Annotated in this window: 16 protein-coding genes and 1 pseudogene; 14 read left to right on the top strand and 3 right to left on the bottom strand. The window is 41.1% G+C overall.

The genetic code is table 11. The annotated features are described in order from the left end of the window. The first annotated feature begins 276 nt into the window (after positions 1-276). The gene (locus B9A91_RS02435) at positions 277-2862 is read left to right on the top strand and encodes a TonB-dependent receptor (RefSeq protein ID WP_084236832.1); all 2586 of its coding nucleotides are present in this window, start codon (positions 277-279) and stop codon (positions 2860-2862) included. 10 nt (positions 2863-2872) lie between these two features. Continuing rightward, complete coding sequence (locus tag B9A91_RS02430; RefSeq protein ID WP_144008835.1) at positions 2873-4027, top strand: hypothetical protein; 1155 nt, start codon at positions 2873-2875, stop codon at positions 4025-4027. Between the two features lie 69 nt (positions 4028-4096). Here the strand turns inward: B9A91_RS02430 and B9A91_RS02425 are convergent, their stop codons facing one another. Continuing rightward, entirely contained in the window at positions 4097-4987 is an 891-nt protein-coding gene (locus B9A91_RS02425; protein ID WP_084236830.1) for an RpnC/YadD family protein, read from the bottom strand. Positions 4988-5305: 318 nt separating this feature from the next. Continuing rightward, a complete protein-coding gene (locus tag B9A91_RS02420) occupies positions 5306-5941 on the bottom strand; it encodes a DUF6266 family protein (RefSeq protein ID WP_144008834.1) in 636 nt (211 codons plus the stop codon). A 427-nt stretch (positions 5942-6368) separates the two neighbouring features. On the opposite strand from B9A91_RS02420, the gene B9A91_RS02415 reads away from it, so the two are divergent. The 3 genes and pseudogenes from B9A91_RS02415 to B9A91_RS24555 all read left to right on the top strand — a co-directional run. After that, the gene (locus B9A91_RS02415; protein ID WP_084236828.1) at positions 6369-6743 is read left to right on the top strand and encodes a hypothetical protein; all 375 of its coding nucleotides are present in this window, start codon (positions 6369-6371) and stop codon (positions 6741-6743) included. A 117-nt stretch (positions 6744-6860) separates the two neighbouring features. Further along, complete coding sequence (locus B9A91_RS02410; RefSeq protein ID WP_084236827.1) at positions 6861-7463, top strand: tetratricopeptide repeat protein; 603 nt, start codon at positions 6861-6863, stop codon at positions 7461-7463. Further along, a pseudogene (locus B9A91_RS24555) lies at positions 7453-8022 on the top strand (M949_RS01915 family surface polysaccharide biosynthesis protein); the annotation flags it as partial. The gene B9A91_RS02410 and the pseudogene B9A91_RS24555, both read left to right, overlap by 11 nt. Here the strand turns inward: B9A91_RS24555 and rsgA are convergent. After that, the gene (rsgA, locus tag B9A91_RS02400) at positions 7967-8896 is read right to left on the bottom strand and encodes a GTPase RsgA (RefSeq protein WP_144008833.1); all 930 of its coding nucleotides are present in this window, start codon (positions 8894-8896) and stop codon (positions 7967-7969) included. The pseudogene B9A91_RS24555 and the gene rsgA sit on opposite strands and share 56 nt — an antisense overlap. A 276-nt stretch (positions 8897-9172) precedes the next feature. Here rsgA and B9A91_RS02395 point away from each other — a divergent pair, with 276 nt between their 5' ends. The 9 genes from B9A91_RS02395 (at position 9173) to B9A91_RS02355 (ending at position 24019) form a co-directional block, all read left to right on the top strand. Then, positions 9173-10591 (top strand): BNR repeat-containing protein, encoded by a 1419-nt coding sequence (locus B9A91_RS02395; RefSeq protein ID WP_159451623.1) that lies wholly within the window; start codon positions 9173-9175, stop codon positions 10589-10591. A gap of 126 nt (positions 10592-10717) precedes the next feature. Then, positions 10718-11869 (top strand): FecR family protein, encoded by a 1152-nt coding sequence (locus B9A91_RS02390; protein WP_084236823.1) that lies wholly within the window; start codon positions 10718-10720, stop codon positions 11867-11869. Positions 11870-12053: 184 nt separating this feature from the next. Further along, on the top strand, positions 12054-15449 hold the full coding sequence (locus B9A91_RS02385; protein ID WP_159451622.1) for a TonB-dependent receptor: 3396 nt from the start codon (positions 12054-12056) through the stop codon (positions 15447-15449). A 10-nt stretch (positions 15450-15459) separates the two neighbouring features. Then, entirely contained in the window at positions 15460-17340 is a 1881-nt protein-coding gene (locus B9A91_RS02380; protein ID WP_084236821.1) for a RagB/SusD family nutrient uptake outer membrane protein, read from the top strand. A gap of 41 nt (positions 17341-17381) precedes the next feature. After that, complete coding sequence (locus B9A91_RS02375; protein ID WP_144008832.1) at positions 17382-18326, top strand: DUF5017 domain-containing protein; 945 nt, start codon at positions 17382-17384, stop codon at positions 18324-18326. A 94-nt stretch (positions 18327-18420) separates the two neighbouring features. Beyond that, entirely contained in the window at positions 18421-19578 is a 1158-nt protein-coding gene (locus tag B9A91_RS02370; RefSeq protein ID WP_159451621.1) for a right-handed parallel beta-helix repeat-containing protein, read from the top strand. A 24-nt stretch (positions 19579-19602) separates the two neighbouring features. After that, positions 19603-21360: an alpha-L-rhamnosidase-related protein gene (locus tag B9A91_RS02365; RefSeq protein ID WP_200815598.1), complete on the top strand. Its 1758-nt coding sequence runs from the start codon at positions 19603-19605 to the stop codon at positions 21358-21360. Positions 21361-21432: 72 nt separating this feature from the next. Beyond that, entirely contained in the window at positions 21433-22593 is a 1161-nt protein-coding gene (locus tag B9A91_RS02360) for a glycoside hydrolase family 88 protein (protein WP_235012432.1), read from the top strand. 7 nt (positions 22594-22600) lie between these two features. Next, complete coding sequence (locus tag B9A91_RS02355) at positions 22601-24019, top strand: sialate O-acetylesterase (RefSeq protein WP_084236818.1); 1419 nt, start codon at positions 22601-22603, stop codon at positions 24017-24019. Positions 24020-24027: the final 8 nt, after the last annotated feature.

Raw genomic sequence — 24027 nt, 5'->3', positions numbered from 1 at the left:
TGTTCATTAAATCGGTCATAGCAAAGATGAATGTCAGATTTGACGCTTAATACCACGAATAACACTTATTTCCAAATTATAAGTTAATATAGAATTAATGTAAATAACTGATGAACTGTAAGTTGTATTTGTTAATCTAAATGTTAAATGTTGAAAAATACTGCAATTATTAATAATTATTTAACATTGAAAAAGAAATGCAAGCATAATAAATATTTAACTTTGTGCCGATATTTTTAGATATCGTACAAAACATTATTAACTAACTAAAAAAGTATGAAGAAATCTTTACTTGTTTTCTCTTTACTGTTACAGTTTGTTGCGCTCGGTGCTTTTGCCCAGCAGACAATCCGGGGTAAAGTGATCGATTCATTGACAAAAGAATCATTGCCAGGAGCGGTAATTACGCTAAAAGGCGCGGGAATATCTACATCTACTACATCAGATGGGAATTTTTCTATCAAAAAACAGGATGGCTCCAATGTACTGGTGATCTCTTACATCGGCTATAACCGCAAAGAAGTTGTGGTTCCTGCAGGAAAGACAGACCTGGGCCAAATTACCCTTACTTCAAGTTCAAACACCATGGATGAGGTAATGATCGTAGCGAATAGCATTGCTATCGACAGGAAAACACCGGTTGCACTTTCTGTTGTCAATTCCGAGAGAATCGCCGAAAAAGGTGGTCAGCAGGAGTTTCCAGAACTGCTTAAATCGGTACCAGGTATATATGCTACCAAAGGTACCGGTGGTGGTTTCGGAGATTCCAGGATCAACATGAGGGGATTCCAGAGTGCCAATATTGCGGTAATGATCAATGGTATTCCTGTAAACGACATGGAAGATGGCCGCGTATTCTGGTCTAACTGGGCAGGTTTAAATGATGTAACCAGCTCCATTCAGGTGCAAAGAGGTTTAGGTGCCTCCAAAGTAGCCGTGCCTTCATTAGGGGGAACTGTCAATATCCAGACACGTACTACAGATGTTAAAAAAGGCGGTTTTATTTACCAGGGACTGGGAAGTTACGGTTTCAACAAAACTACCTTCTCTTATTCAACAGGTTTAACCGACAAAGGATGGGCATTTTCGGCCATGGGTTCAAGAAATGTGGGCGATGGTTATGTAAATGGCCTGGCTTATGAGGCGTATAGCTATTTCTTTAATGTGTCAAAAATAATCAACGATAAACATACCTTATCGTTAACAGGTTTTGGGGCACCTCAGTATCATGCTTCCAGATTTGAGCGTTTTACACTGGCTTATTATCAGGATGCTCCTCAGGGCAATAAATTCAACCCCAACTACGGTATCCTGGATGGAAAAGAAAAAACAATCAGTGGTAACTACTATCACAAACCACAGGTTTCTTTAAACCACAGCTGGATTATAGATCAGACTTCTTCATTGTCAACCGCACTTTATGGTTCAATGGGTAGGGGAGGAAACGAATTCCCCAACAATGCAAGTCTTTTCCTTAATACAAGAACAGGTAATAAATATACCCCTGTTGATATTGATGCCCTGGTAGATTTAAATACTGCTGCACAAGATGGTAAAGCGGTTGCTTACCTGCAATCTTACAGAAATGACCACGTTTGGGGCGGTTTAATGAGTACCTATAAGAAAAAGCTGAATGATAAAATTGATTTACTGGGTGGAGTTGACTTAAGACAATATAAAGGTATTCACTACAATTCCGTGAGGAATTTATTGGGTGCTGAATATGTTCTGGAAGTGTACAATGGTGCACCTACTACAAGCAGAGGTGCTGGTAACATTAACAACCCTATTAATATGGCTAAAACCGGTGATAAAATCGGGTTTTACTATGATGGTTTAGTAGGCTGGCAGGGTGCTTTCGTACAAGGTGAATACAGTTATGGCGATCTTTCTGCATTCATATCTTTGTCCGGATCCAATACTTCCTACCAGCGTGTTGATCATTTTAAGTACTTAGATTCAGATCCGGCGCGTAAGAGTGCAAAAGTGAACTATTTTGGCTACCAGACTAAAGGTGGTGCAAACTACAACATCGATCAGCACCATAATGTATTTGGTAACGTTGGCTATTTTGAAAAGGCCCCTATTTTCGAAGCTGTATTTGCAGGCTATCAGAATAAAAAGAATGCTGATGCTGTTAGTGAAAAGATTCTTAGCTACGAACTAGGCTATGGTTACAGAAGCACCAAGTTTTCTGGAAATGTGAATATATACCGTACCACCTGGAAAGACAGATCTACTGTAAATCCATTTTATGATCAGGCAACACAACAATTTTATACTGCCAACTTAAGTGGCGTAGATGCCTTACACCAAGGGGTAGAAGTTGATTTTAAATATTCACCGGTGCACTTCCTGACCATTAACGGTATGCTTTCTGTTGGTGACTGGAAATGGGACAGCAATGTGCCAAAGGCGGTCATCACGGATGTTAACGGCGCCCCTTTAGCGGGTGGTTCCATCGGTCCTCTTTATATGAAAGGTCTTAAGGTTGGTGATCAGCCACAAACAACTTTAGCTTTGGGTGCATCTTTTGATGTTACTGAAGATTTAAGGATTGGTGCCGATTACAACTATTTTGGTCGTTATTATTCTTCCTTTGTACCTACTTTGATAACCTCAGAAAATTTAGTGCCATGGCAAGTGCCTAGTTATTCGCTGGTTGATGTAAATGCGGTATTCAAATTCAAATTCGCAGGCATCAAGTCATCCATGTTTGCAAATGTGAATAATCTATTGGGTACGGAATACATTTCAGATTCAAATGCTCAATTTAATAATGGCATCAGTGATGTTAATAATGCAAGCGTATATTATGGAGCTGGCAGAACATGGACTGTAGGGTTAAAAGTTAATTTCTAAAATGATGATCATGAAAAAGAACATATTATATCTGGTAGCGTTTATTAGCATGGTATTCGTTGCCTGTAATCCTTTAAAGGATGAAATCAATAACATAAAGCCAGTTGCTGCTGAGAAAACATTAACTATAAGCACAACAACACTTTATGGAACTGCTGATGCTGCTAATATAGGCATCTCTGCAATGCTCAATTCTACCTATCCGCAATTGGCAGATGGTTCTAAAGCTAACGTAACCTACAGTTTTAAAACAAATACCATAAAACCAGCTGATAGCGTTTATGCGAATATACAATATACGGTAACTGCAAATGATTATACAACTGGAGCACCGGTAGTAGGTAATTTCAGTACTAATGCTACTACAGGTGTTATTACTATATTTAATACTTATAGTGTTGCGCAGGCTGCATCTTTTTTAGAATGGAAGTATCCTCAGGCTACAACCCCTGCGTACAAACTGGTATTGCTTACTTATCAGTTTTTCCAATCCAATGCTACCCCTTCGGCAGGTGTTACAGTAACTGAGGCATTCCTGCTAATGCCAAACGGATGGCAAAAGATATACCTTGTTTCGCCGGCACAATATGCCGCTTTGGGAAGAGGCATTAACAATGGGTTTACCTCAGCTGATGTAGCAAATCTACCTTCTTATTTTAATACGATGTTAAAATCAGATCCGAACATCATCTCTCCAAAAGTTGGTGATGTGAGGTACGTTACTTACAAGTATATGCAATCTGGTACGCTGATGCATCAAAAGGTTTATGCCCTTAGCTATGATGCTACGGGTAACTGGGTACCATCGTTAACTTTAGCCTTTCTAAAAAAAGATGGTAAATGGATACCTGACCCTACTATTTATTATACCTTGGTAAGAAACGATTACAATACCATAGGCGCAAGTAACGCCGGAACAGCAAATGGCCGTGCCAACTTAGCGCAGTTTGGTTCATTTGATGTTACGGGTGGGGCTAATAACTGGACTGAAGCTCAAATAGCTGATGGATTAATTGTAGTCTTGAATGCTAAGTATCCGAACGCTCCGGTAGATCCTACGATTCCATATAAAGTTACGTATGCACTTTTCCGGGGAGCAACGCCAACAGACAGCAAATCTTTTGTTAAAACACCAACAGGATTTGTTCTTGCTCCGGCAAATTAATAGCAAATGTCTTTTAAAAAAAATCCCTGCTTCAATGAAGCAGGGATTTTTTTATTTGGGGTTATTTACCTACTTTTTAAGTTCCTCGATTTCTTTGATTGAAAGTTTGGTCAGTTTTGCAATTGTTTCTGTTGGAAATTTATCCTTTTTCATTTCACGGGCAATTTCCAAAGCTTCTTCGTGGCGGCCCTCAGCTATTCCTTCCCGTCTTTCCTGCATTTTTATCGTTTCTATAATTCCCATATCGAGTTTTCCTCCGGTTAGTGTTTCGATCTGCTGATCAAAATTACAATTAATATCTTGATTGTCAATAAATATAAAGTTCTTCAAAAACCACATAAAACTGATGATGCGGTCATGGTCATAATTTTGGGCCAGAAGCGCCTTTGCGATGGTAAGCCGTTCCTGGCCAAGCTCTTCATCCGGTATTTTCCCTTCGAGGATTGCTTTTTGGCAAGCCAGAATTATTAAAGCAAATGGGTTTCGCAGGGCAATAAGTGTTTGCTGGGGATGATCAAAAATGTTATACGTTAAATAGGTAAAGGAGAGGGTTGTCCCTAAAAGCTGATCTTTATACGCCGTTTGCCTGGATTGGTTTTCCGGGCCTGTAAATACAGCAATTGTGGCTACAGAAACGTTGTAACGATCGTTACTTCCTTCTATTTCTACGTTTAACAATATCCATTTTTCCGTACCGTCTTTAAGGTAAAGCTTTGCCAAAAGATCAGCCTGGCGTTTGCCTTTTCTTCTTTCTCTTAAGGGAATAATCGTATGAAGCTCTTTGTCCATAAACTCAATTCCCTTTTCAAAATCTATGACCTCGTCAGCGTCTGCATACATAAAGCGCAGGAAATCATAAAAATTCTCTTCAAATGCGCCCTTTAATAGCTCATCATTCTTTTTATGCGGCTTTTTTCTAACGGTGACTTTGTTGGGGATCAGACTTATTTCTTCTGGCATAGTTTCGGTTTTGACGACTACAAACCTACACCAGTGTTTTTTCAAATCCCAGAACTCTGTTCACTTCAGGAACGCGTCCGGTTTTGATACATGCTTTTGGAATTTAGTTCCGTCTATTGGTTTCTTTGATCTGCAATTCCAAACATTGTTTGGAGCTAGAAATTTTTCATTAAAAATGATGTCCCTGGAGCAAGTCTTTTTATTTGAGTTTATACATCAGACTTGTTTTACTCATTAAGAAGCACTTATAAAAAAATCCCTGCTTCACACAATGAAGCAGGGATTTTTTACTTGATTACTTTTAGTGATTCGATTGCTTTAATTGAAAGCCCCGTTTATCCAAACACTGTCACTTACCTTTTTTCCATTACTGCTTTTGAAAGCAATGTAGCAATGCAGCGCTTTGCCCAGATACGCGGGTGGTAGTTCCAATCCGTCTGTACCGGTACTTCTGCGCGTACCGGAAAAAGAATAAACTGCTTTGCCTAGTTCCGGGCAGTAAATTAGCAGCATAGCCCTGTCGTTTTTAATACTCCAATCCATATCAGCAGCTACACCCCAGGTAAAGGTTAACAGCGTACCTGTTACGCTAGCAGCAGGGGTAAGGGCAGATGGCAATGCGCCCATACTCACCATTACCCTGCTGTAATCTATGCTGATGTTGGGGTACTCTCCCTGCAGGGCATGTTTAACGTTATAAGCTGTAGCAATGTTGTGTGGATTCTTGTCTGTGCCGGCCGCTTCCAACTCGAAGCCTACGTTAATAAAGGGCAGAATAGGTTTTAAAAAAGTATTGATTGCTAAAAGTTTCTGTCTTACTGCCAATTGGGCAGTACTTGGTGCTTTGGTTGTCCGTCCTATTTTACGGATCACCTGTTTTCCCTTAAGGTTGTAGCTTACCAGATTACCCAGTTTGCCATTGAAACCATCAAAGAGACCATTAAATCTGGCCATGTTATTATCAAATGTAATTAAGGTACATTCGTCATCTGGAACGAATGTGAGAGATTTAAAGCTCTCAAAATTTAAAACAAACAATAAATCTGCCAAACACTTTAAATGTGTAGTTGGGTTTGTGCTGCGTTTGTGCTGCGCTAAAGATTTATAGCTGATTGAACAGTCATTTACACCGCATTGATAAGGCAAAAGGCGCTGTCAAGGCCTTCACAACCCCTTGTCAATACCCTTTCAACGCGAACTCAAAATAAAACGCATTTCGAACGCATATCGACCCTAAGCTACCCCTGATCTGCTGAATGATGTTTTTCACCCCCGTATCTGGTATTAATTTGTGAATCTGAATAAATAACCTATCTAAATATCGCCCCAGCTGTAGCATTTCCCTCGTTACGCTCGTCTTTATTTCAAAACTGAAACGAACATGAAGAAATTACAAATTGTGCTATTTGCAGCTTTGATCTTAAGTTTTGCTTCCTGTAAAAAGGAAAGCAAGGGAAGTAAAGAAATTTACGGAACCTGGAAATTGACAGAAACCTGGATGGATCCCGGTGATGGCAGCGGCGTATACCGTAAGGTGAAAGAAGATAAATACGCTACTTTTAATAGAGATGGAACTATAAAAGGCGATGCTGTGACCGATCTGTTAAGCTTTAAAATTCTGGACAGCGTTACAATGGAAGTTAAATCAGGTAACCAGACATCACCATTCATTTATCGGTATAAAGTCACGTCCACTAAACTGGAACTTAACCCGCCCTGTATCGAAGGTTGCGGACTTCGGTTTGTAAGAAAGTAACCAACAGTTCGCATTGCTGCAGCCAGATGGCTGGCTAGGGGGGGGCATTTTTTTATATACAATTATTTTATTAGGTTTGGTGAATGCCAATTTATTAACGTTCAACCATTCTTATTTATGAAGAAAACCTATTTTTTTACTTTGCTTATCCTTTTTGTAGGTCAGGTAGCACTTTCGCAAACAAAGCCCATTAAAGATCTTTATTGGGATTATTCGCAAATGAGAATGGATCCTGCAACCCGTACCCAGGCTAAAGATAAAGCCCTTGCGCTACTGGCACGCTCAACAGAGCTTACAGAAAAACAGCTTGCCAATGTGAACTTCCACCTTGGCCGTATCTATGAAGAAATCAAAGAACCTGATAAGGCAGTTCCCCATTATGAGCAGGCCATTAAGCTGGCTCCTGCTTACTATGTTACTTACAGGGCATTAGGGTTTATTTACCTTAAAAAATGCGATTCAATTGGTCGTACAGTAACAGAAGCAGCGAAAGCAAAAAATGCTAAATTACATGCCGAGCGTTTTAGTGCTTATAAGAATGAGGTCAGCAAAACACTGCCTTATTTTGAAAAATCACAAGCCTGTGATCCGGATGAAAGAACATTGGCAATGATCACCAATTTATATAACAGCATTAAAAACCCTCAGGCCCTTTTAACTCTAGACGAACGTTTAAAAAAGCTTGGCGGAGAATGTGCCTCGTTGCTGGATGATGAGTAGGATAACCCTGACCTTGCTTCTTTTCTTCTCCACAATCCTGGCTTTTGGGCAGAGTAAAGTGTTGAACAGCGAAATGCTGTCACAACAGGAGACGAAGAAGATTTTTACCGACCGTTTAAATAAACAATCCGGCATCAATTACCCTATTCGCAGGGTTTACAGGTGCATAGACAGCTCAGGGCAGTTTTTTATTGTGCTTACCGAAAGCACTAATGTTAAAGCCCCCCGCACAGACACACTCCATCACCACATAAAGGCGCTTAACTTCCAGGCGGAAAAAAACGGACTTATAAAGAAGTGGGAAATAGACGATTCCATTATTAAACAACCTGGCAATGATGAAATGGAAAATTCCATTTGGTTTTGGACAAAGTATACAGCGCTTAAAGATATTGACAATGATGGTCTGATCGATCCCGTCATGGTTTATGGAACAAGTGGATTGAACCATACCGATGACGGGAGAATTAAAATCTTAACTTACTATAAGGGAAAGAAATTTGCTATCCGTCATCAAAACGGGACGCTTGACTTTGAGCGGAATACGCGGGTTGATAAAGCATTTTACACGCTTCCTGTGAAAATTCAGGAGCATGTGAAATTAATAATGCAGAAAATGACGGGCGATGGCCATGCGATTTTTCCTTACGGATGGCAAAAAGCCATGAAAGCCCATAAGATATACTTTGATGAAAATTAAAAAGACTCAGTACCATTTCTCTCCGTGTTGAAGTGTGCCGTCCTTTGCCGCTGGACCTGCTCGTTTCGGAAGTGGTAAAAACTTCCCGCTCGCACAAAGCATTAATTATGGAGCTTTTTCCTACACCGGAAAAGCCCACAAATATTGCCGTTTGTCCTTGTGCAACAGATTTACGTACAGGAAGCAGGGTTTCGGGAGAATGGATGCTGGTAAAGAATACAGGCATTTGGAGCGAAAGATGCTCCAATGACTGATCTACCTGATGCCGGCTAAATTCGAGGTCCGACTTGGTAAATATCAAGATGGGCTGAATGCGCTCTTCTAATACCTGAACCATGAAACGTTCTATCCGGCGAACATTGAAATTGGCATCAAGGCTTTGAACGATAAAAGCCTTGTCTACATGAGCGGCCATTGCCTGTTTATCTGATACTGTACCGCTTTTTCTTCGGTATAAAGTATGAACGCGGGGTAGAATATCTACTATCAGCCCTTTGTCTTCATCAAAAGATTGAAAAATAACCCAATCCCCTGTACAGGGAAGTTCGAACGATGGTTTTCCATAAAGTAAATTGCCGGTCAGTTCGCATAATAGCAGTCCATGCTCCGAGACGACCTCGTAATTAGTCCTGTTTACCGCCGAAACGCGACCAGGAGAACGATGTTTGTATAAAGAGTTTTGCTTAAGCTGGAACAGCATATTGCTCCAACTATATAATGATAAGTTATTCACTTCTAGTAATTTAAATGATAAAATGAGATTGCTTAATTCTTTCTTATCCGAATGGCTTGATACATAAAAATCACCTCTGGTACCGTAGGAGATACCAATCTGAAAGGCTTAAAAACAAGGCACCCGGATTTGCATGCTGTTGATTTAGCAATTCTTAGTGATCTATTTTTTTTAAGTAAGATGGACTAACGGTAAAGTCTGACCAAAGTGTCTTACTGTTACAAATGAAATAATAAGAATATGATTATTTATCCAAAAGGCCATATCAGCTGGTGTATGTTTTTTTTTCTGGTTAACCTGATTGTCATATTCAAGGTCCAGCCCGTTTTTGCCCAGGATAATGATGCTACCATGATAGTAGATCAGAAAGCCCTGACTTGTTTTGAAGGTACCTATGGTAACAGCATTAACGGGCAAAGTTTTCAACAAGATGCATTGACCAGTTACAAAGGTTGGCAATACATTGCCTATTACAATGGGGCGCGTCAGGTCTGTCTCGGCAGACGAAAATTGACTGATTACAAATGGGAAACGATTAATTTTGATGACTACCGTTTTTCTTATCTAAAAAATCAGGATAACAATACGCACAATGTTATTAGTATCGGACTTTGTACAAAAGACGGAACTATACATCTTTCTTTTGATCAGCATGCCGGACCACTACATTACCGCGTATCAATAAAGGATATTCTCGATAATCCGGAGCGTGTACAATGGACAAGCAAGCTTTTTAAACCGATAGTTAACTACCTTGAAATCGGAAAGCCTATACCTGTTGTTTCGTATCCCACTTTTATCAGTACGCCACAGGGCAATCTTTTGTTTGCGTACAGAAATGGGTATAGTAGTAACGGAGATTGTTTAATCGGACAGTATGATGCTTCGTCTGGTAAATGGACTGACCCTCATGTATTTATTTCGCGGAGTGGTAATTACCAGGATCCGTTTAAAGGTGATAGTAAAAATAGAAATGCTTACCTGAATAACCTGAGCTATGATCATAAAGGTGTGCTGCACATCAGCTGGACGTGGAGAGAAAACGTTGCAACATTAGGCAATCGTGACATCTGTTATGCGTACAGTAAGGATAATGGAAATTCCTGGTGTAACCACAGAAATGATCTGATAGCAGTTCATGGTGCCGGTCAGTCAAAGTCAATTGATGCTTTGAGTGCTGGAATAACTGTACGGCATCTTGATCGGGGATGGGGTGTGATGAATCAACAATCACAGGTTGCTGATAAACGTTTGAAACCACATATTGTAATGTACCATAAAAAGAGTCATGGAGGCCCTGGCTGGGCATTAATGGAAAATGGTGCTTACTTTCATTATTATCAGAAGGAAGGCATATGGCAACAAAATCAATTGCCCTTTATGGGTAACAGGCCAAAGCTGATATGCGACCGAAATAATAACCTTTTTCTTGTTTTTGTGCGTAAAGATCATTTTGAGGCCAAAAACCAGGGAGCACCACTGGTGGTGGTAAGGGCAACTTACAAATCAGGGTGGAAGGATTGGAAAGAGGTGTATGTATCAAAGGCAACATATTTTAATGAACCCCAGCTTGATTTAGCAAGGTGGCTTAATGCGGGCATCTTATCCGTAATGCTCCAGTCTCCGCCGGCAGTTGAAGGACAGCCCTCAGCACTTCATGTGCTTGAGATTGAGGGCAAGCACTTGAATCCATGAGATTTTTTCAATCAAAAATTTCCAGTTTTTTTTAAATATTTTTTAAAAAACTCGTGATGGGAGTAACGGGTAAGTAGATCTAAGGTGTCTTACTATCTATAATGCCAAATATAACATCGTGTATTCATGCAAAAAGATAGGCTTAAATATCTATTAAAAAACTATTCGGTTGCTGGGTTATCTGAGACAGAGCTAGCTGAACTGGAAGACTGGTATAATCAAATTAATTATGGAGAGCAGCAACTGGATCTGTGGATACTGGAAGCTGGTGGAGAGGATGTGATTGTGAACCATCTTTACGAAAAGTTTGAACAAAGAAATCATCAACAGGTAAAAACCAAATCTATTTGGCGAACAAAATTGGTTGCTGTGGCAGCTTCCATAGTATTGGTGCTTTCATTATCCTTATATTTCTATTTGTCTTATTCAGTTAATCCGGCAAAGCCAGTTTTGCAAGGCGTGGAAACTGTAGCGATAAAACCTGGAGGCAACAAGGCGGTACTTACCTTGTCAAACGGAAAGCAAATTAATCTGGAAACTGCTTCGAATGGCCAACTGGCACAAATTGGTGGAGTAGAGATTAAAAAGTCAGTTGATGGGCAAGTTTTTTATAACGCCATTTCTGGCATAAATTCTACAGGCGAAAGCAATACCATCAGCACACCTAACGGCGGACAATATCAGATCATTTTAACAGATGGCACTCGTGTCTGGTTAAATGCTGCATCAAGTTTAAAATATCCAACAGCATTTTCGGGAAATGAGCGGAAAGTTGAACTAAAAGGAGAGGCGTACTTTGAAGTTTCGAGCAATCAGCAATCACCGTTTCTTGTGGTCAGTAATAACCAGACGGTTAAAGTGCTTGGTACCCATTTTAATATTAATGCTTATCCCGATGAACCTGTTGTTAAAACGACTTTATTAGAGGGGCGTGTAATCGTAAGTGCTGAGCACTCCCATGATGGTAAGATCCTTTCACCAGGACAGCAGGCAATATTTGATGGATACCACATAAGCGTAGATAAAGCTGATTTAAAGGAAGCGATGGCATGGAAGAACGGATACTTCATGTTTAAAGATGAAGATATATATGCTATCATGAACCAGATTTCGCGCTGGTATAATGTAGATGTTGTTTACATGGCCAAGTTTGATAATAAGCGGTTTGGAGGCTACGTTTCCAGGTCTAAGAAAATAACAGATTTGTTGAATATTATGGAAAGTACAAAAGGGATTCATTTTAAAATCGAGGGAAGGAGGGTTTTCGTAATGAAATAATTTTTACCTCTATTTCACATCAGACAAAAACAGGAGTGCTGAAACACCCCTGTTTTCTGCCCTAAGGCATCGCCAGATCTTAAATCTTTGAACCAGTTAAAACCTAACAAACCAAATGTATAAAAATTATTTTGCATATAAGCGTGGTATGCCCCACCGGAACCTACCCAAATTTTTTCTTGTGATGAAATTATTATCAGTTTTAATATTCTTAGGCGCTTTCCAGTTAAATGCTGCTGTACATGCACAGTATATTAGCATAGATGTTAAAAATACCTCTTTAAAGGAAGTATTTTCTATACTGACCAGGCAAAGTAACTATGAGTTTATGTACGACTCTCAAATGTTGCAGAATGCCAGACCGGTAACCATTAAGGTTGTTGGTGCTACCCTTAAAGAGGTACTTAACAAGTGTTTTGCGAACCAGGCAATTACTTATCAGATAAAGGAAAATACAATTATTGTAGCAAAGGCCGATGATCAAAGCAATAACCGGATACAGATTAGCGGGCTGGTATTATCGAGTGATGACGGGCTTCCGCTACCTGGTGTGATTGTGCGGATAAAAGGAACAGATAAATCAGCTGCGACTAACAACAGCGGGCAATTTACTATTAGTGCTGATATTGGAGATGTTCTTGTTTTGAGTTTTATCGGTTATAAAACCCAAGAAATGGTGATAAAGAATGATGCTGCATTAAAGATCAGATTAATTAGTTCACCTACTGATTTGGATAACGTTATTGTAACGGGATACGGTACTACGCAAAAATCGGATGTTATCAGTTCATTGGGTGTTATTAAGGGGGAAGATTTACAAAAGGCCCCTGTTAAATCTTTTGAAGAGGCGCTGGCGGGTCGTGTATCTGGTGTTCAGGTTACTTCTTCTGAAGGCGGACCGGGGGCCACCACCAATATTGTAGTGCGGGGTAACAATTCCTTGTCGCAAGACAATTCCCCACTATGGGTGATTGATGGATTCCCAATTGAAAATCCTAATAACAATACGATCAACCCCGCTGATGTAGAAACAATTACTGTATTAAAAGATGCTGCTTCTACCGCTATTTATGGTTCAAGGGGCGCTAATGGTGTTATACTTGTTACCACTAAGCGCGGAAAGTCTGGAAGTCCGGTAGTGGCATTTGATGGTTCATATGGCTTCCAGCGAAGTTTAAAATTGATGGAACTGCTAAAACCTTATGAATATGTACAACTTGTAATTGAACGGAACGGGTTGGTTGCAAAAGAGCGTTACACACCAGGTGATCCTGAACTTGACGGACGGCCCGCTTATGTTCCTGGTGGAAGGACAATTGATTATTATAAAACTCAGCCTTATACAAACTGGCAGGATAAATTGTTCCAGACTGCACCTTTTCAAAATTATTCGTTGTCACTTTCCGGCGGAACAGACAAAAGTAAATATTTAATTTCAGGGTCTACCACAGATCAGGACGGGACCATTTTACAAACTAATTTTAAGCGTTATCAGGGTAGATTTGTTTTCAGCCAGGAGGTGAACAAGAAAACAGACTTTAACCTTAATGTAAATTACGCCCGTACCAGGACAACCGGGACATCGCCTTCAAATATACCAACTAATGGCTCTGCATCATTGAGTTTATTATATGGGATATGGGGTTACCGACCGGCCGTTTCACCTTCGTCTTCTGTAGAAGACCAGCTTAACCTGCCCATCGATCCTGATGGACAGAATGCCTATTCGTTTAACCCTATTGTTCAGAACAACAATACTACGATCAATGCGCACCTGAACAATCTGGTTGCTAATGCTGGCATAGATTATAAAATCCTCCCCGAATTGACGTTCCGGGTAACAGGTGGTATCAATTATACACAAAGACTTAGCAATGCTTATTATTCTGCACTTACCTATCAGGGTAGCCCCAGCAGTGTACTTGGACCTAATGGCTTTATTGACAATTATGCGCTCACCAATCTGGTGAATGAAAATACACTGAATTATAAAAAGGTTTTTAACCGGTACCATTCGGTTAATCTGCTTGGTGGTTTTTCTATACAGGGAGCTAAATTAACCACTAGCAGAGCGTTGGCCAGCAAAGTTCCGAATGATATTTTGGGTGTAAGTGGACTTGATGAAGGAACTCCTTATGCCATTTCATCAGGTTCAACACAGAATTTTTTAAGTTCTTACTTTTCCAGGGTAAACTACAATTATAAATCTAAATATTATTTTTCAGGGGTGATCAGGGCAGATGGTTCTTCAAAATTTGCTCCTGGTAACCAGTGGGGTTATTTTCCATCTGCAGCAGTATCGTGGAATATTGGGCGTGAGGATTTTATGAAAAATATCAGTTCAGTTTCGGCACTAAAGTTCAGGGCCAGTTATGGCACTTCAGGTAACAACAGAATTGGTGACTATGCCTACCTGTCGCCCATCAACCAAAGTGATATTTCCAGTACCTATACCTTTGGTAATACTTATATGAAAGGTTCCTATCAATCCGGTCTGGCCAATGAGGAGCTGAAATGGGAAACCACTGCTATTACAGATCTGGGCTTAGATTTTGGATTTTTAAAGAACCGTATTGAACTTACAGTTGATTACTATCGTAAAATAACCTCTGACCTGCTGCTGCAGGCAACGACACCAGGTCATATAGGCTATACTTCTGCGATTCAGAATATAGGTTCAGTAAGAAATTCCGGTTGGGAGTTCTCACTGAATACGGTGAATTCAGATAAGGCTTTGAAATGGTCCTCTAATTTTAACATATCCTTTAACCGGAATGAAGTACTGGCGTTAAGCAGTGGCCAAAGAGGGTTGATTTCTCAGGTTTCCTACAATATTAATCCGGCTTTTCCTTACGTTGCTATTGTAGGAGGCCCGATTTCGCAGATTATAGGCTTTAAATGGCTGGGCAATTACCAATATGAAGATTTTGATCTGCTTCCTAATGGCGCGTATGTTCTAAAAGGCAATCTGCCAACAAATGGTTCTGCAAGGACGGCAATGCAACCAGGTGATATTAAATATGAGGATATCAACCAGGACGGTACGATTACAGATGCCGATAAAGTAGTGATCGGGAATCCCAATCCCTTATTTACCGGAGGATTTTCCAATAATTTTAATTTCAAAAATTTTGACTTGAGTATACTGCTGACCTATTCTTATGGAAATGATATCCTGAATGCAAACCGGTTGATCTTTGAAGGTATGCCGGACTCCTATACCAATCAGTTTGCTTCATATGCCAACAGATGGACACCAGAAAATCAGACTAACTTATATCCCAGAGCTGGCGGTGCAACCACAATTCCGGCTGTTTCTTCCAGGGTGGTTGAAGATGGCTCTTTCTTACGCCTGCAGACCGTTTCCCTGGGATATAATCTGCCAAAAAAAATGTCTGAATCTATCAAAGTAAAAAATGCCAGGATTTATGCTTCGGCACAAAACCTGGCTGTATGGAGTAAATATCAAGGTTCAGACCCCGAAGTATCTACACGTCCCGGCGCTTTGACGCAGGGATTTGATTACGCTGCGTATCCACGCTCTTTTACGATGACTTTTGGTCTTAATTTTTCTTTTTAAATATTGACATATGAAACACAGAGCTTATTTGTTGTTAATAATTATCATATTATTTGCCTTTACTTCATGTAAAAAGCAATTGAATAGTTTACCTACAGATTTTATCACTTCGGTAAACTACTACACTACTGAAGAACAGCTTAATGGTGGTTTGGCTGGCGTATACAGCATTTTAGGTTCTTCCTATTTGTATCAGGATGCCTTATTACATAACATGTCCCACAATAATGATGAGGCTGTTTTTGTATTTAGCCAAGCCCCACTGATTGTTCCGTCAAATTTTAGTTATTCATCCAGTGATCCTAACATTACTGGTATGTGGAATGTATTGTACCAGGGCATTAACAATGCCAATATTATTATTGAAGCTGCAGGCAACCCAAAGGCCCAGGTAAGCCAGGCCGTGAGAGACAATATCCGTGCGCAGGCTTTATTTTTAAGGGCCTATTATCATTTTATTCTTGTAGATAAATGGGGTAAAGTCCCGATGATGCTAGCTCCCGTAAAAAGTTCATTTGATGTTAATCTGGCAGCTTCTTCAATAGCCGAAATTTACGAGCAGATACTCAAAGATATGACCGCCGCAGAAGCGGTTTTACCCCAGGCCTCGGTACTTGGTGCCAATTCGAGTGGCCGTTTGTCAAAAAACACTGCACAAGGTATTTTAGCAAGGGTTTGCCTGAGTATGACTGGATTCCCTTTAAATGATGAATCGAAATATGCAGATGCTCTGGCCTGGAGTTCAAAGGTAATCAGCACCGGAGAGAATGCGTTAAACCCAAGTTATGCTGATCTTTTTGTCAAACAGGCCCGTGATGAGTATGATGTGAAAGAAAATATGTGGGAGGTTGAATTTTTCGGCAATGTTTCGGACAATTATAGAGAACAGGGCTATGTTGGAATTCGGAATGGTATTCAAGCCGCAAACGGAAGGACATTTCCGGGTTTTGGGTACAATTTTTTGCAGGCTTCGGTATTGTTGTATGATAAATACCAGAAGGATCCATTGACCAGTCTTTCTAAAGATTTGCGGCGCGAAAGAAACGTTGCACCTTATCAATGGGTTGGGGGGACTGCGGCAGTACAGGTTATGACAAAAAGTTACTGGCCCAGAAACGGAAACCTTTATCAACGCTGGCCTGGTAAATGGAGAAGGGATGAGGAGTTGCGTTTACCCAGGTTTCAAAACGGTAACGGGACCAACTTTCCGTTGTTAAGGTATTCCGATGTTTTACTGATGTTTGCTGAGGCTGAAAATCATATAAATGGTCCAACTGCGGCTGCTTACGACGCGATGAATAAAGTGCGGGAGCGTGCATATGGTACAGGTTACCGGGTAAGTGAAATTGCCATCACCAGTGGGGGAACAGGCTATACTGCTGCACCGGTTGTTACCATCGGGAGCAGCGGTGATCCAAATGGAGCGAGTACCGCAGAAGCTTATACTACAGTTACAAATGGCGTTGTAACTCAGCTAACCCTGGTAAATATGGGCGGATTTTATACTGCAACACCACCTACGGTTACCATCACCAGCGCAAATGGCGCAGGCTCTGGCGCGACTGCAACTGCCACAGTAAGCCCTATAGTGGTTTCTGAGGCTGATTTGCCAGCCGGTTTAACTAAAGCGCAGTTCTTTGAGCATATTGTTGATGAAAGGTCAAGGGAATTGGCTTACGAAGCCTTAAGGTCGCACGATTTACGAAGATGGGGGAGGTTGGTCTCTACGATGCAGACTTTAGCAGCTATAGGCCCATCGGTACCGGGTGGTGTTATCCGTAATGGCTATACCTCGCCTGCTGTTAACATTACAGCCAAACATTTATACCTGCCGATACCTCCGGCAGAAATTGCAACAAACGCTTTAATTGTCCAAAATCCAGGTTGGTAGCCAGCTGCGTGGTGAGAAAGAAATTATTTAAATATCAGGAAATGAAAATACAGGAAAGTATAAGATTAAACATGCTTTTACTAACGATGTTCTTATTGGCATGCGAAAAAAAAGATATAGAAATTCCACGGTTTGATGTGCAGACAGATGCGGTCAGTTATAAAGCTGGTGAGGAAGTTACCTTTAAATTTAGCGGGAATGCAGAAAATGTTGTTTTTTGGAGTGGCGAAAAGGGACGTAATTACGCTTATAGGGACCGGGCGACAGAAAAGGGTGTTTTACAAACCCTGCAATTTACAACTGCAGCCGGGCAGGGTACACAGAATAACAATTTATCCTTAAAGATTTCCAGGGATTTTAATGGAATCTACGATCCGGCGAACATTGCCAAAGCATCCTGGACAGATATTACCTCGAGAGCGGTACTTGCTCCTAATCCTGCCACGGGTGCGGCAGGAGCAGCAACAGCGTCAGGGAGCGTTAACATCAGTGACCAGGCAACAGCCGAAAATACACCGGTATATTTTGCGTTCAGATACGCTTCGGAGAGTAATGCCTTGAAACCAAGACAGTGGACAATCAGCAGTTTTGTGGTAAGCAATACACTTGCTGACGGTACGGTTAATAACGTAGTCGCAAATTTAGGGCTGGCAGGGTTTAAAGGTGTTGATGTCATAAATCCATCTTTTCAATGGGCATTTACACCAAATGCACTTAGCCCTACAGCCGTAACGGTGGCTGCAGGTAACATAGGCGACGCGGCTAACGAGGACTGGATCGTTTCAGTACCGGTAAAATTAAACCAGGTATCGCTTTCTGATTATGGCATTCCAATCATCTCTATAACTACCCTATCCCCACCAAAAGACTATAAGTATGTTTTTACAGCTCCTGGAGTTTATAAGGTAGTTTTTCATGCATTTAACCAGGATGTAGCGGAAAAGACAGGTATAATCAAGGAAATGACGATTACTATTCTTCCATAGGTTATGTTCATTCATTAAATATGCAACAGCTAAAGAAAAAAGTATGAAAAATCATTTATATAAAATGCCGTTATTTTGCTTTAACTTATTAGTAATGATTGGTTTGGTTTCCTGCAAAGATTTGATGCAGGAAAATGGGAGTCCCCTGAAAATTTCGGATAAAAGAAGTTTGGTCAACATTTTAAGTTCCAATACCCATTATATTTCAAACCGAGGCATCAGTAACCATTCCAACCCTGATATACCATACAGTATTGCCTGGTATCTTGCTACCTATGGAGGTGGTACCGCGGCTGCTCCTGTAACCTATTTTTTAACAAGCGATACGGTCTACAATTGTTTGGGAAGGATTACATTACCTGCCTATGGTCGGATCAGTGAATCAGGTGCCCAAGGCGTAGTACAAGCTGATCCGGCAAACTGGACAGCTGCTGGCGCAGATAATGAGTTTTTCAAAATGAATACTGGTTCTATACTTGTACACATTGAATTGCGTCTTAATTGGAAACCACAAAGAGGCGTGTATATCAAAGATGCCAATGATGTGCAACTAATCGATGTCACCATTCATCAAAGTAAAAAAATTGAACAGTCAAGGTTGATCTCTTCAGTCAATAGTAATAATTTGACTGTTAGGGACTGCTTATTGCGAAGGGCAGGTTGTGATGGCAACGAGTCTAATTTTTCCAGAAGGGGGTATCTCATCATTTTAGAGGGTGGAAGTAATATCATGATTAAAAAAAATAATATGGCCATTTCGCCTTCTTCAGGAATAGGCATCCATTCCTCAACCAACGTTACTATTGATAGCAATTATATCAATGATACGGGGCGGGCGCTAATTGCAGGATATACTTCAGATGGAATAACATCTTATCATAATGAAGCCTCCACAGGTCCGATAAACCGTAACATCTGGATTACCAACAATACCGTAAGGGACAGCCAGAATCATGGCATACATGTTAGCGGCAAAGGCTTTCATATAGAGAACAACAGAATCTACAATTCAGGTAAAAACGGAGGAGGATCCAATATTTATCTTGGTGACTACAAGAAGGATCCTGTTCAAGACTGTTCTGCCGATTGTACGATAAAGAACAATATCTTCAAGAATGTAAATGGAGTAGATAGTTGTCCTATGGGTGGCGGAGCTTCCATAAGACTGGAGCACTACCAACCTTCATCTGTTGTTATTTCTGGAAACACAGGCTGTTTGACAACAAACTATACAGATCCCTCTTGTATTTAACAATAAACCATTAAAAACTATCAAATGAATAAATATGCTGTATTCCTTGTGCTGTTGAACTGCGCCATTGTCTGTGCAACGAATGCCCAGTTGCCTCCGGCCTTTAAGAAGTCAGACAAGGAAGGTATAAAAAAAGATCCGAGAGTTCGTTATTATTTACCTCCGGAAAGGATGGTATGGCAGTCTGACACGACGGGAAAATACCTTCAGCATGCAGACAGGCTGCTAAAAGTTGGCAATGGCCAGGCCGAGCTGATCAACAAAGATTTAACGGTGCTGAAAAACGATAAAAACTCTAAAACAGGTTTTTTAATTGATTTTGGTAAAGAAATTTTTGGCGGCCTCCAAATTACCACTGGTTTGATGAAAACGAAAACACCCGTGAAAGTAAGGGTTCGTTTTGGAGAATCTGTAACTGAGGCCATGTCTGATGTAGGTGGTACTGACGGTGCAACTAATGATCATGCCATGCGTGACTTTATGATAGAATTGCCATGGCTGGGAGGTCTGGAAGTAGGTAACACAGGCTTTAGATTTGTTAGAATTGACCTGCTCGAGGCTGATGCTGAACTTTTGTTAAAGGAAGTAAATGCGATATTCATGTACAGGGATATTCCTTATCTGGGATCTTTTCATTCTAATGACGAACGTTTAAACCAAATTTGGGCAACCGGGGCATATACTGTTCATTTAAATATGCAGCAATATTTATGGGATGGCATTAAACGTGACAAACTGGTATGGATTGGGGATACGCACCCTGAGATGATGGTGATCAACAGTGTGTTTGGTTATAATGAAGTTGTTCCAATGAGTCTGGATCTGGCTAAAGCGGCTACACCACTTCCGGCATGGATGAATGGAATCAGTTCTTATTCTATGTGGTGGGTCCTTATTCAGCGCGACTGGTATCTTCATCAGGGAGATATGAAATACCTGCAGTTGCAAAGGCAGTACCTGGTCGGGCTTTTGAAGCAGTTGATGACTAAAATAAAAGACGGGAAGGAAGCCCTGGATGGCAATCGTTTCCTGGATTGGCCTTCCTCTGAGAATAAACCGGCTATACATGCCGGTCTGCAGGCCATGCTGGTGATGACCTTAACGGCGGGATCGGAGCTGTGCCATATTTTAAAGGAAACTGAAACTGCCCGAAGTTGTGATGAAGCTGTTGCAATTTTAAAGAAAAATGTCCCTGATATAGCTGAAAGCAAACAAGCGGCTGCATTGCTTGCCTTAGCCGGTCTTTTGCCGGCTGAACAGGCTAATGCTGTACTGTCAAAAAGCAATACCGGGGGATTCTCCACTTTTTATGGCTACTATATGCTCCAGGCTAAAGCAATGGCCGGCGACTATCAGGGTGCTATAAATAATATCAGGGACTATTGGGGCGGGATGCTGGACTTAGGTGCCACTACTTTCTGGGAGGATTTTGATCTTTCCTGGAAAGAAAATGCCGGAAGGATCGATGAAATTGTTCCTAAAGATAAAATTGATGTTCATGCAACATACGGGGCTTATTGTTATAAAAACCTCAGACACAGTTTGGCACATGGCTGGGCTGCTGGACCCACTTCCTGGCTTACTACCCATGTACTGGGCATAAAAGTTATGGCTCCCGGATGTAAAGTTGTTAAGATTGAGCCGCATCTTGGCGATCTGAAATCAGTAAGGGGCAGCTTTCCTACGCCCTTTGGATTAATAAAAGTAAATCATTTAAAAATGCCTGACGGGAAAATCAAAACATCAGTTGATGCCCCGAAGCAGGTTAAAATCATTAAATAAATATTCAATCAGATGATGGTAAATAAAATAAACAGTGCCTGCTGTCTGCTCTCCTTATTATACTTTTTTTATGTGACAGACTTAAAGGGACAAAAGGGCAAGGTGCTGAAGGCCGATCCTGAATTATTGAAAATCACAGACTCAGCTTTATCGCGCGCTGCAAGCCAATACCTGCACCTGATTAAAACGGTCCCGGATACCTTGTTTCCCAGAACCTATCAGCACAACAGGCTGTTAACCGCTACTTCTCCCAGTTGGATCAGCGGTTTTTATCCGGGTACACTACTGCTTTTATACGAATTCAATAGCGTTAAAAAGTTGAAGGCAGAGGCTTTGAAAAAACTTGAAGTATTGAAAAAGGAGCAGTTCAATACCGGGACACATGACCTGGGCTTCATGATGTATTGTAGTTTTGGGACTGCAAAAAGATTGTTTAAAACCAAAGCATATGATCCTGTTCTGTTGAACAGCGCTGCATCATTGTCTCAGCGATTTCATGACGAAGTAGGGTTGATCCGGTCCTGGGACCATAAGCCTGAAACATGGAAATATCCGGTGATCATCGACAATATGATGAATCTTGAACTGCTTACCTGGGCCAGTCGTTTGTCAGGTAATCAAAGGTTTTATAAAATTGCAAAAAAACATGCTGACCTGACCATTAAAAATCATTTCCGGCCCGATTACAGCACATACCATGTCATAGATTATGATCCGCAAAACGGAAAGGTATTGAATAAACTTACCGAGCAGGGGTATAGTGATGAATCGGCATGGGCGAGAGGGCAGGCATGGGCCCTGTATGGTTATACTATGATGTACAGGGAAACCGGAGACGCAAAATATCTGGAAATGGCCATGCATATTGCAGATTATATTTTGAAGCATCCGAACCTGCCGGCTGATAAAATTCCCTACTGGGATTTTAATGCGCCTGACATACCTGCTGCGCCCAGGGATGCTTCTGCAGCTGCTGTAATGAGTTCTGCGTTGATAGAATTGAGTGGATTTAGCGAAGGGGATATGGGCAAGACTTACTTAAAGGCGGCCGAAGATATGATCCGGCTGCTGTCATCACCGGAATATCTCGCTCAGCCAGGCACCAATGGCGGATTCATTTTAAAGCATAGCGTAGGTTTTTTACCGGCAGGGAATGAAGTGGATGTGCCATTAAGCTATGCTGATTATTATTATGTGGAGGCTATGCTGAGGTATCGCAAACTTAAAACATGATAAAGTTATGAGAGTCTGTTTATTGGTGTTTTTCTGCTTGTTGTTAAAGATAAATGCCGCTTCAAAAGTTAGATTGGCTGGGGTTTTTGGAGACCATATGGTGCTGCAACAACAAACAAAGATTGTTATATGGGGCTGGGCAGAGCCGGGAAGTGTGGTGTCTGTTAAACCTTCATGGAATTGGCAGGAAAATAGCATCAGGGCTGGCAGCGATGGGAGATGGAGATTGCCTGTACTTACACCCACTGCAGGGGGGCCATATACTATGGTAATTAGTGATGGCAGTGCTTTAACCATACTGGATATTTTGATTGGAGAAGTCTGGATTTGTTCCGGGCAATCCAATATGACCATGCCGGTAAAAGGTTTTCCAGATAATCCTGTAAAGGATTCGGCAGCGGAAATTGAGCATGCAAAGAATGATAAGATCCGCCTTTTTGATGTAGGGCGGTCTGCTTTATTGGGAACCCAGGATGATGTAAAAGGGAGCTGGAAAGAAGTTTCATCAGCTACAGTAGCCAATTTTAGTGCAACCGCCTGGTTTTTTGGAAAAACGCTTCAGGAGAAACTGGGTATTCCTGTAGGATTGATCACAACAAGTTGGGGGGGGAGCACCATTGAAACCTGGATGAGTGAAAAGGCACTCTCAGCTTTTCAAAGCGTTAAAATCCCTAAGACAGCAGACTCCATAAAATTACCCCAGCAAACCCCGACCATATTGTTTAACAATATGTTGTACCCCCTGATTGGATATCGTATAAAAGGTGCAATCTGGTACCAGGGAGAATCAAACAGAAACAATCCGGTGCAGTACCCTTTGCTATTTGAAAGCATGGTAAAGGATTGGCGGCTACGTTGGGGAATAGGTGATTTTCCTTTCTATTATTTACAGATTGCACCTTTCAGCTATTTTCCGAAGGGAGGGAAAGGACTCAGTTCGGCTTACATCAGGGAAGCCCAGATGAAAGCGGAAGATAGGGTTCCCAATACTGGGATGGCTATACTCATGGATGTGGGTGAAGAGAAAATGATCCACCCTGGGGATAAGAAAAGTGCTGGTACAAGACTTGCCTATCTGGCTTTAAGCAGATCGTATGGGATGAAAGAGATTTCTGATACGGGACCAATATACAAAGCGATGACCATCAGGGGCAATTCTGCATTTCTCACTTTCAAACATGCTGAGGAGGGACTGACCTCAAACGGCAAGGAGCTGAGGTTATTTGAAATTGCTGGAGCAGACAGGCTTTTTTTTCCAGCCCAGGCTACTATTACAGATAAGGGTGTGAAAGTGCGCAGTAGTATGGTCAAAAAACCAGTGGCCGTGCGTTATGCTTTTATGGATTTTGTAATCGGGGATTTATTTAATAGCAGTGGGTTTCCCGCTTCCTCGTTTCGTACAGACGATTGGCCTGTAACTAATTAGTTATTTTA

The sequence above is a fragment of the Pedobacter africanus genome, from assembly GCF_900176535.1.
Lineage (GTDB): Bacteria > Bacteroidota > Bacteroidia > Sphingobacteriales > Sphingobacteriaceae > Pedobacter > Pedobacter africanus.
Note: the sequence above shows the minus strand (reverse complement) of the source record. Positions and strands in the feature narration are given on the sequence as shown.

What these genes read in the sequence shown, in the direction of transcription:
- B9A91_RS02390 (WP_084236823.1), top strand. Translation starts at nt 10,718, where the DNA reads ATGCAAAAAGATAGGCTTAAATATCTATTAAAAAACTATTCGGTTGCT.
- B9A91_RS02385 (WP_159451622.1), top strand. Translation starts at nt 12,054, where the DNA reads ATGAAATTATTATCAGTTTTAATATTCTTAGGCGCTTTCCAGTTAAAT.
- B9A91_RS02425 (WP_084236830.1), bottom strand. Translation starts at nt 4,987, where the DNA reads ATGCCAGAAGAAATAAGTCTGATCCCCAACAAAGTCACCGTTAGAAAA.
- B9A91_RS02410 (WP_084236827.1), top strand. Translation starts at nt 6,861, where the DNA reads ATGAAGAAAACCTATTTTTTTACTTTGCTTATCCTTTTTGTAGGTCAG.
- B9A91_RS02355 (WP_084236818.1), top strand. Translation starts at nt 22,601, where the DNA reads ATGAGAGTCTGTTTATTGGTGTTTTTCTGCTTGTTGTTAAAGATAAAT.
- B9A91_RS02435 (WP_084236832.1), top strand. Translation starts at nt 277, where the DNA reads ATGAAGAAATCTTTACTTGTTTTCTCTTTACTGTTACAGTTTGTTGCG.
- B9A91_RS02395 (WP_159451623.1), top strand. Translation starts at nt 9,173, where the DNA reads ATGTTTTTTTTTCTGGTTAACCTGATTGTCATATTCAAGGTCCAGCCC.
- B9A91_RS02375 (WP_144008832.1), top strand. Translation starts at nt 17,382, where the DNA reads ATGAAAATACAGGAAAGTATAAGATTAAACATGCTTTTACTAACGATG.
- B9A91_RS02430 (WP_144008835.1), top strand. Translation starts at nt 2,873, where the DNA reads ATGAAAAAGAACATATTATATCTGGTAGCGTTTATTAGCATGGTATTC.
- B9A91_RS02415 (WP_084236828.1), top strand. Translation starts at nt 6,369, where the DNA reads ATGAAGAAATTACAAATTGTGCTATTTGCAGCTTTGATCTTAAGTTTT.
- B9A91_RS02380 (WP_084236821.1), top strand. Translation starts at nt 15,460, where the DNA reads ATGAAACACAGAGCTTATTTGTTGTTAATAATTATCATATTATTTGCC.
- B9A91_RS02420 (WP_144008834.1), bottom strand. Translation starts at nt 5,941, where the DNA reads ATGGCCAGATTTAATGGTCTCTTTGATGGTTTCAATGGCAAACTGGGT.
- B9A91_RS02370 (WP_159451621.1), top strand. Translation starts at nt 18,421, where the DNA reads ATGATTGGTTTGGTTTCCTGCAAAGATTTGATGCAGGAAAATGGGAGT.
- B9A91_RS02365 (WP_200815598.1), top strand. Translation starts at nt 19,603, where the DNA reads ATGAATAAATATGCTGTATTCCTTGTGCTGTTGAACTGCGCCATTGTC.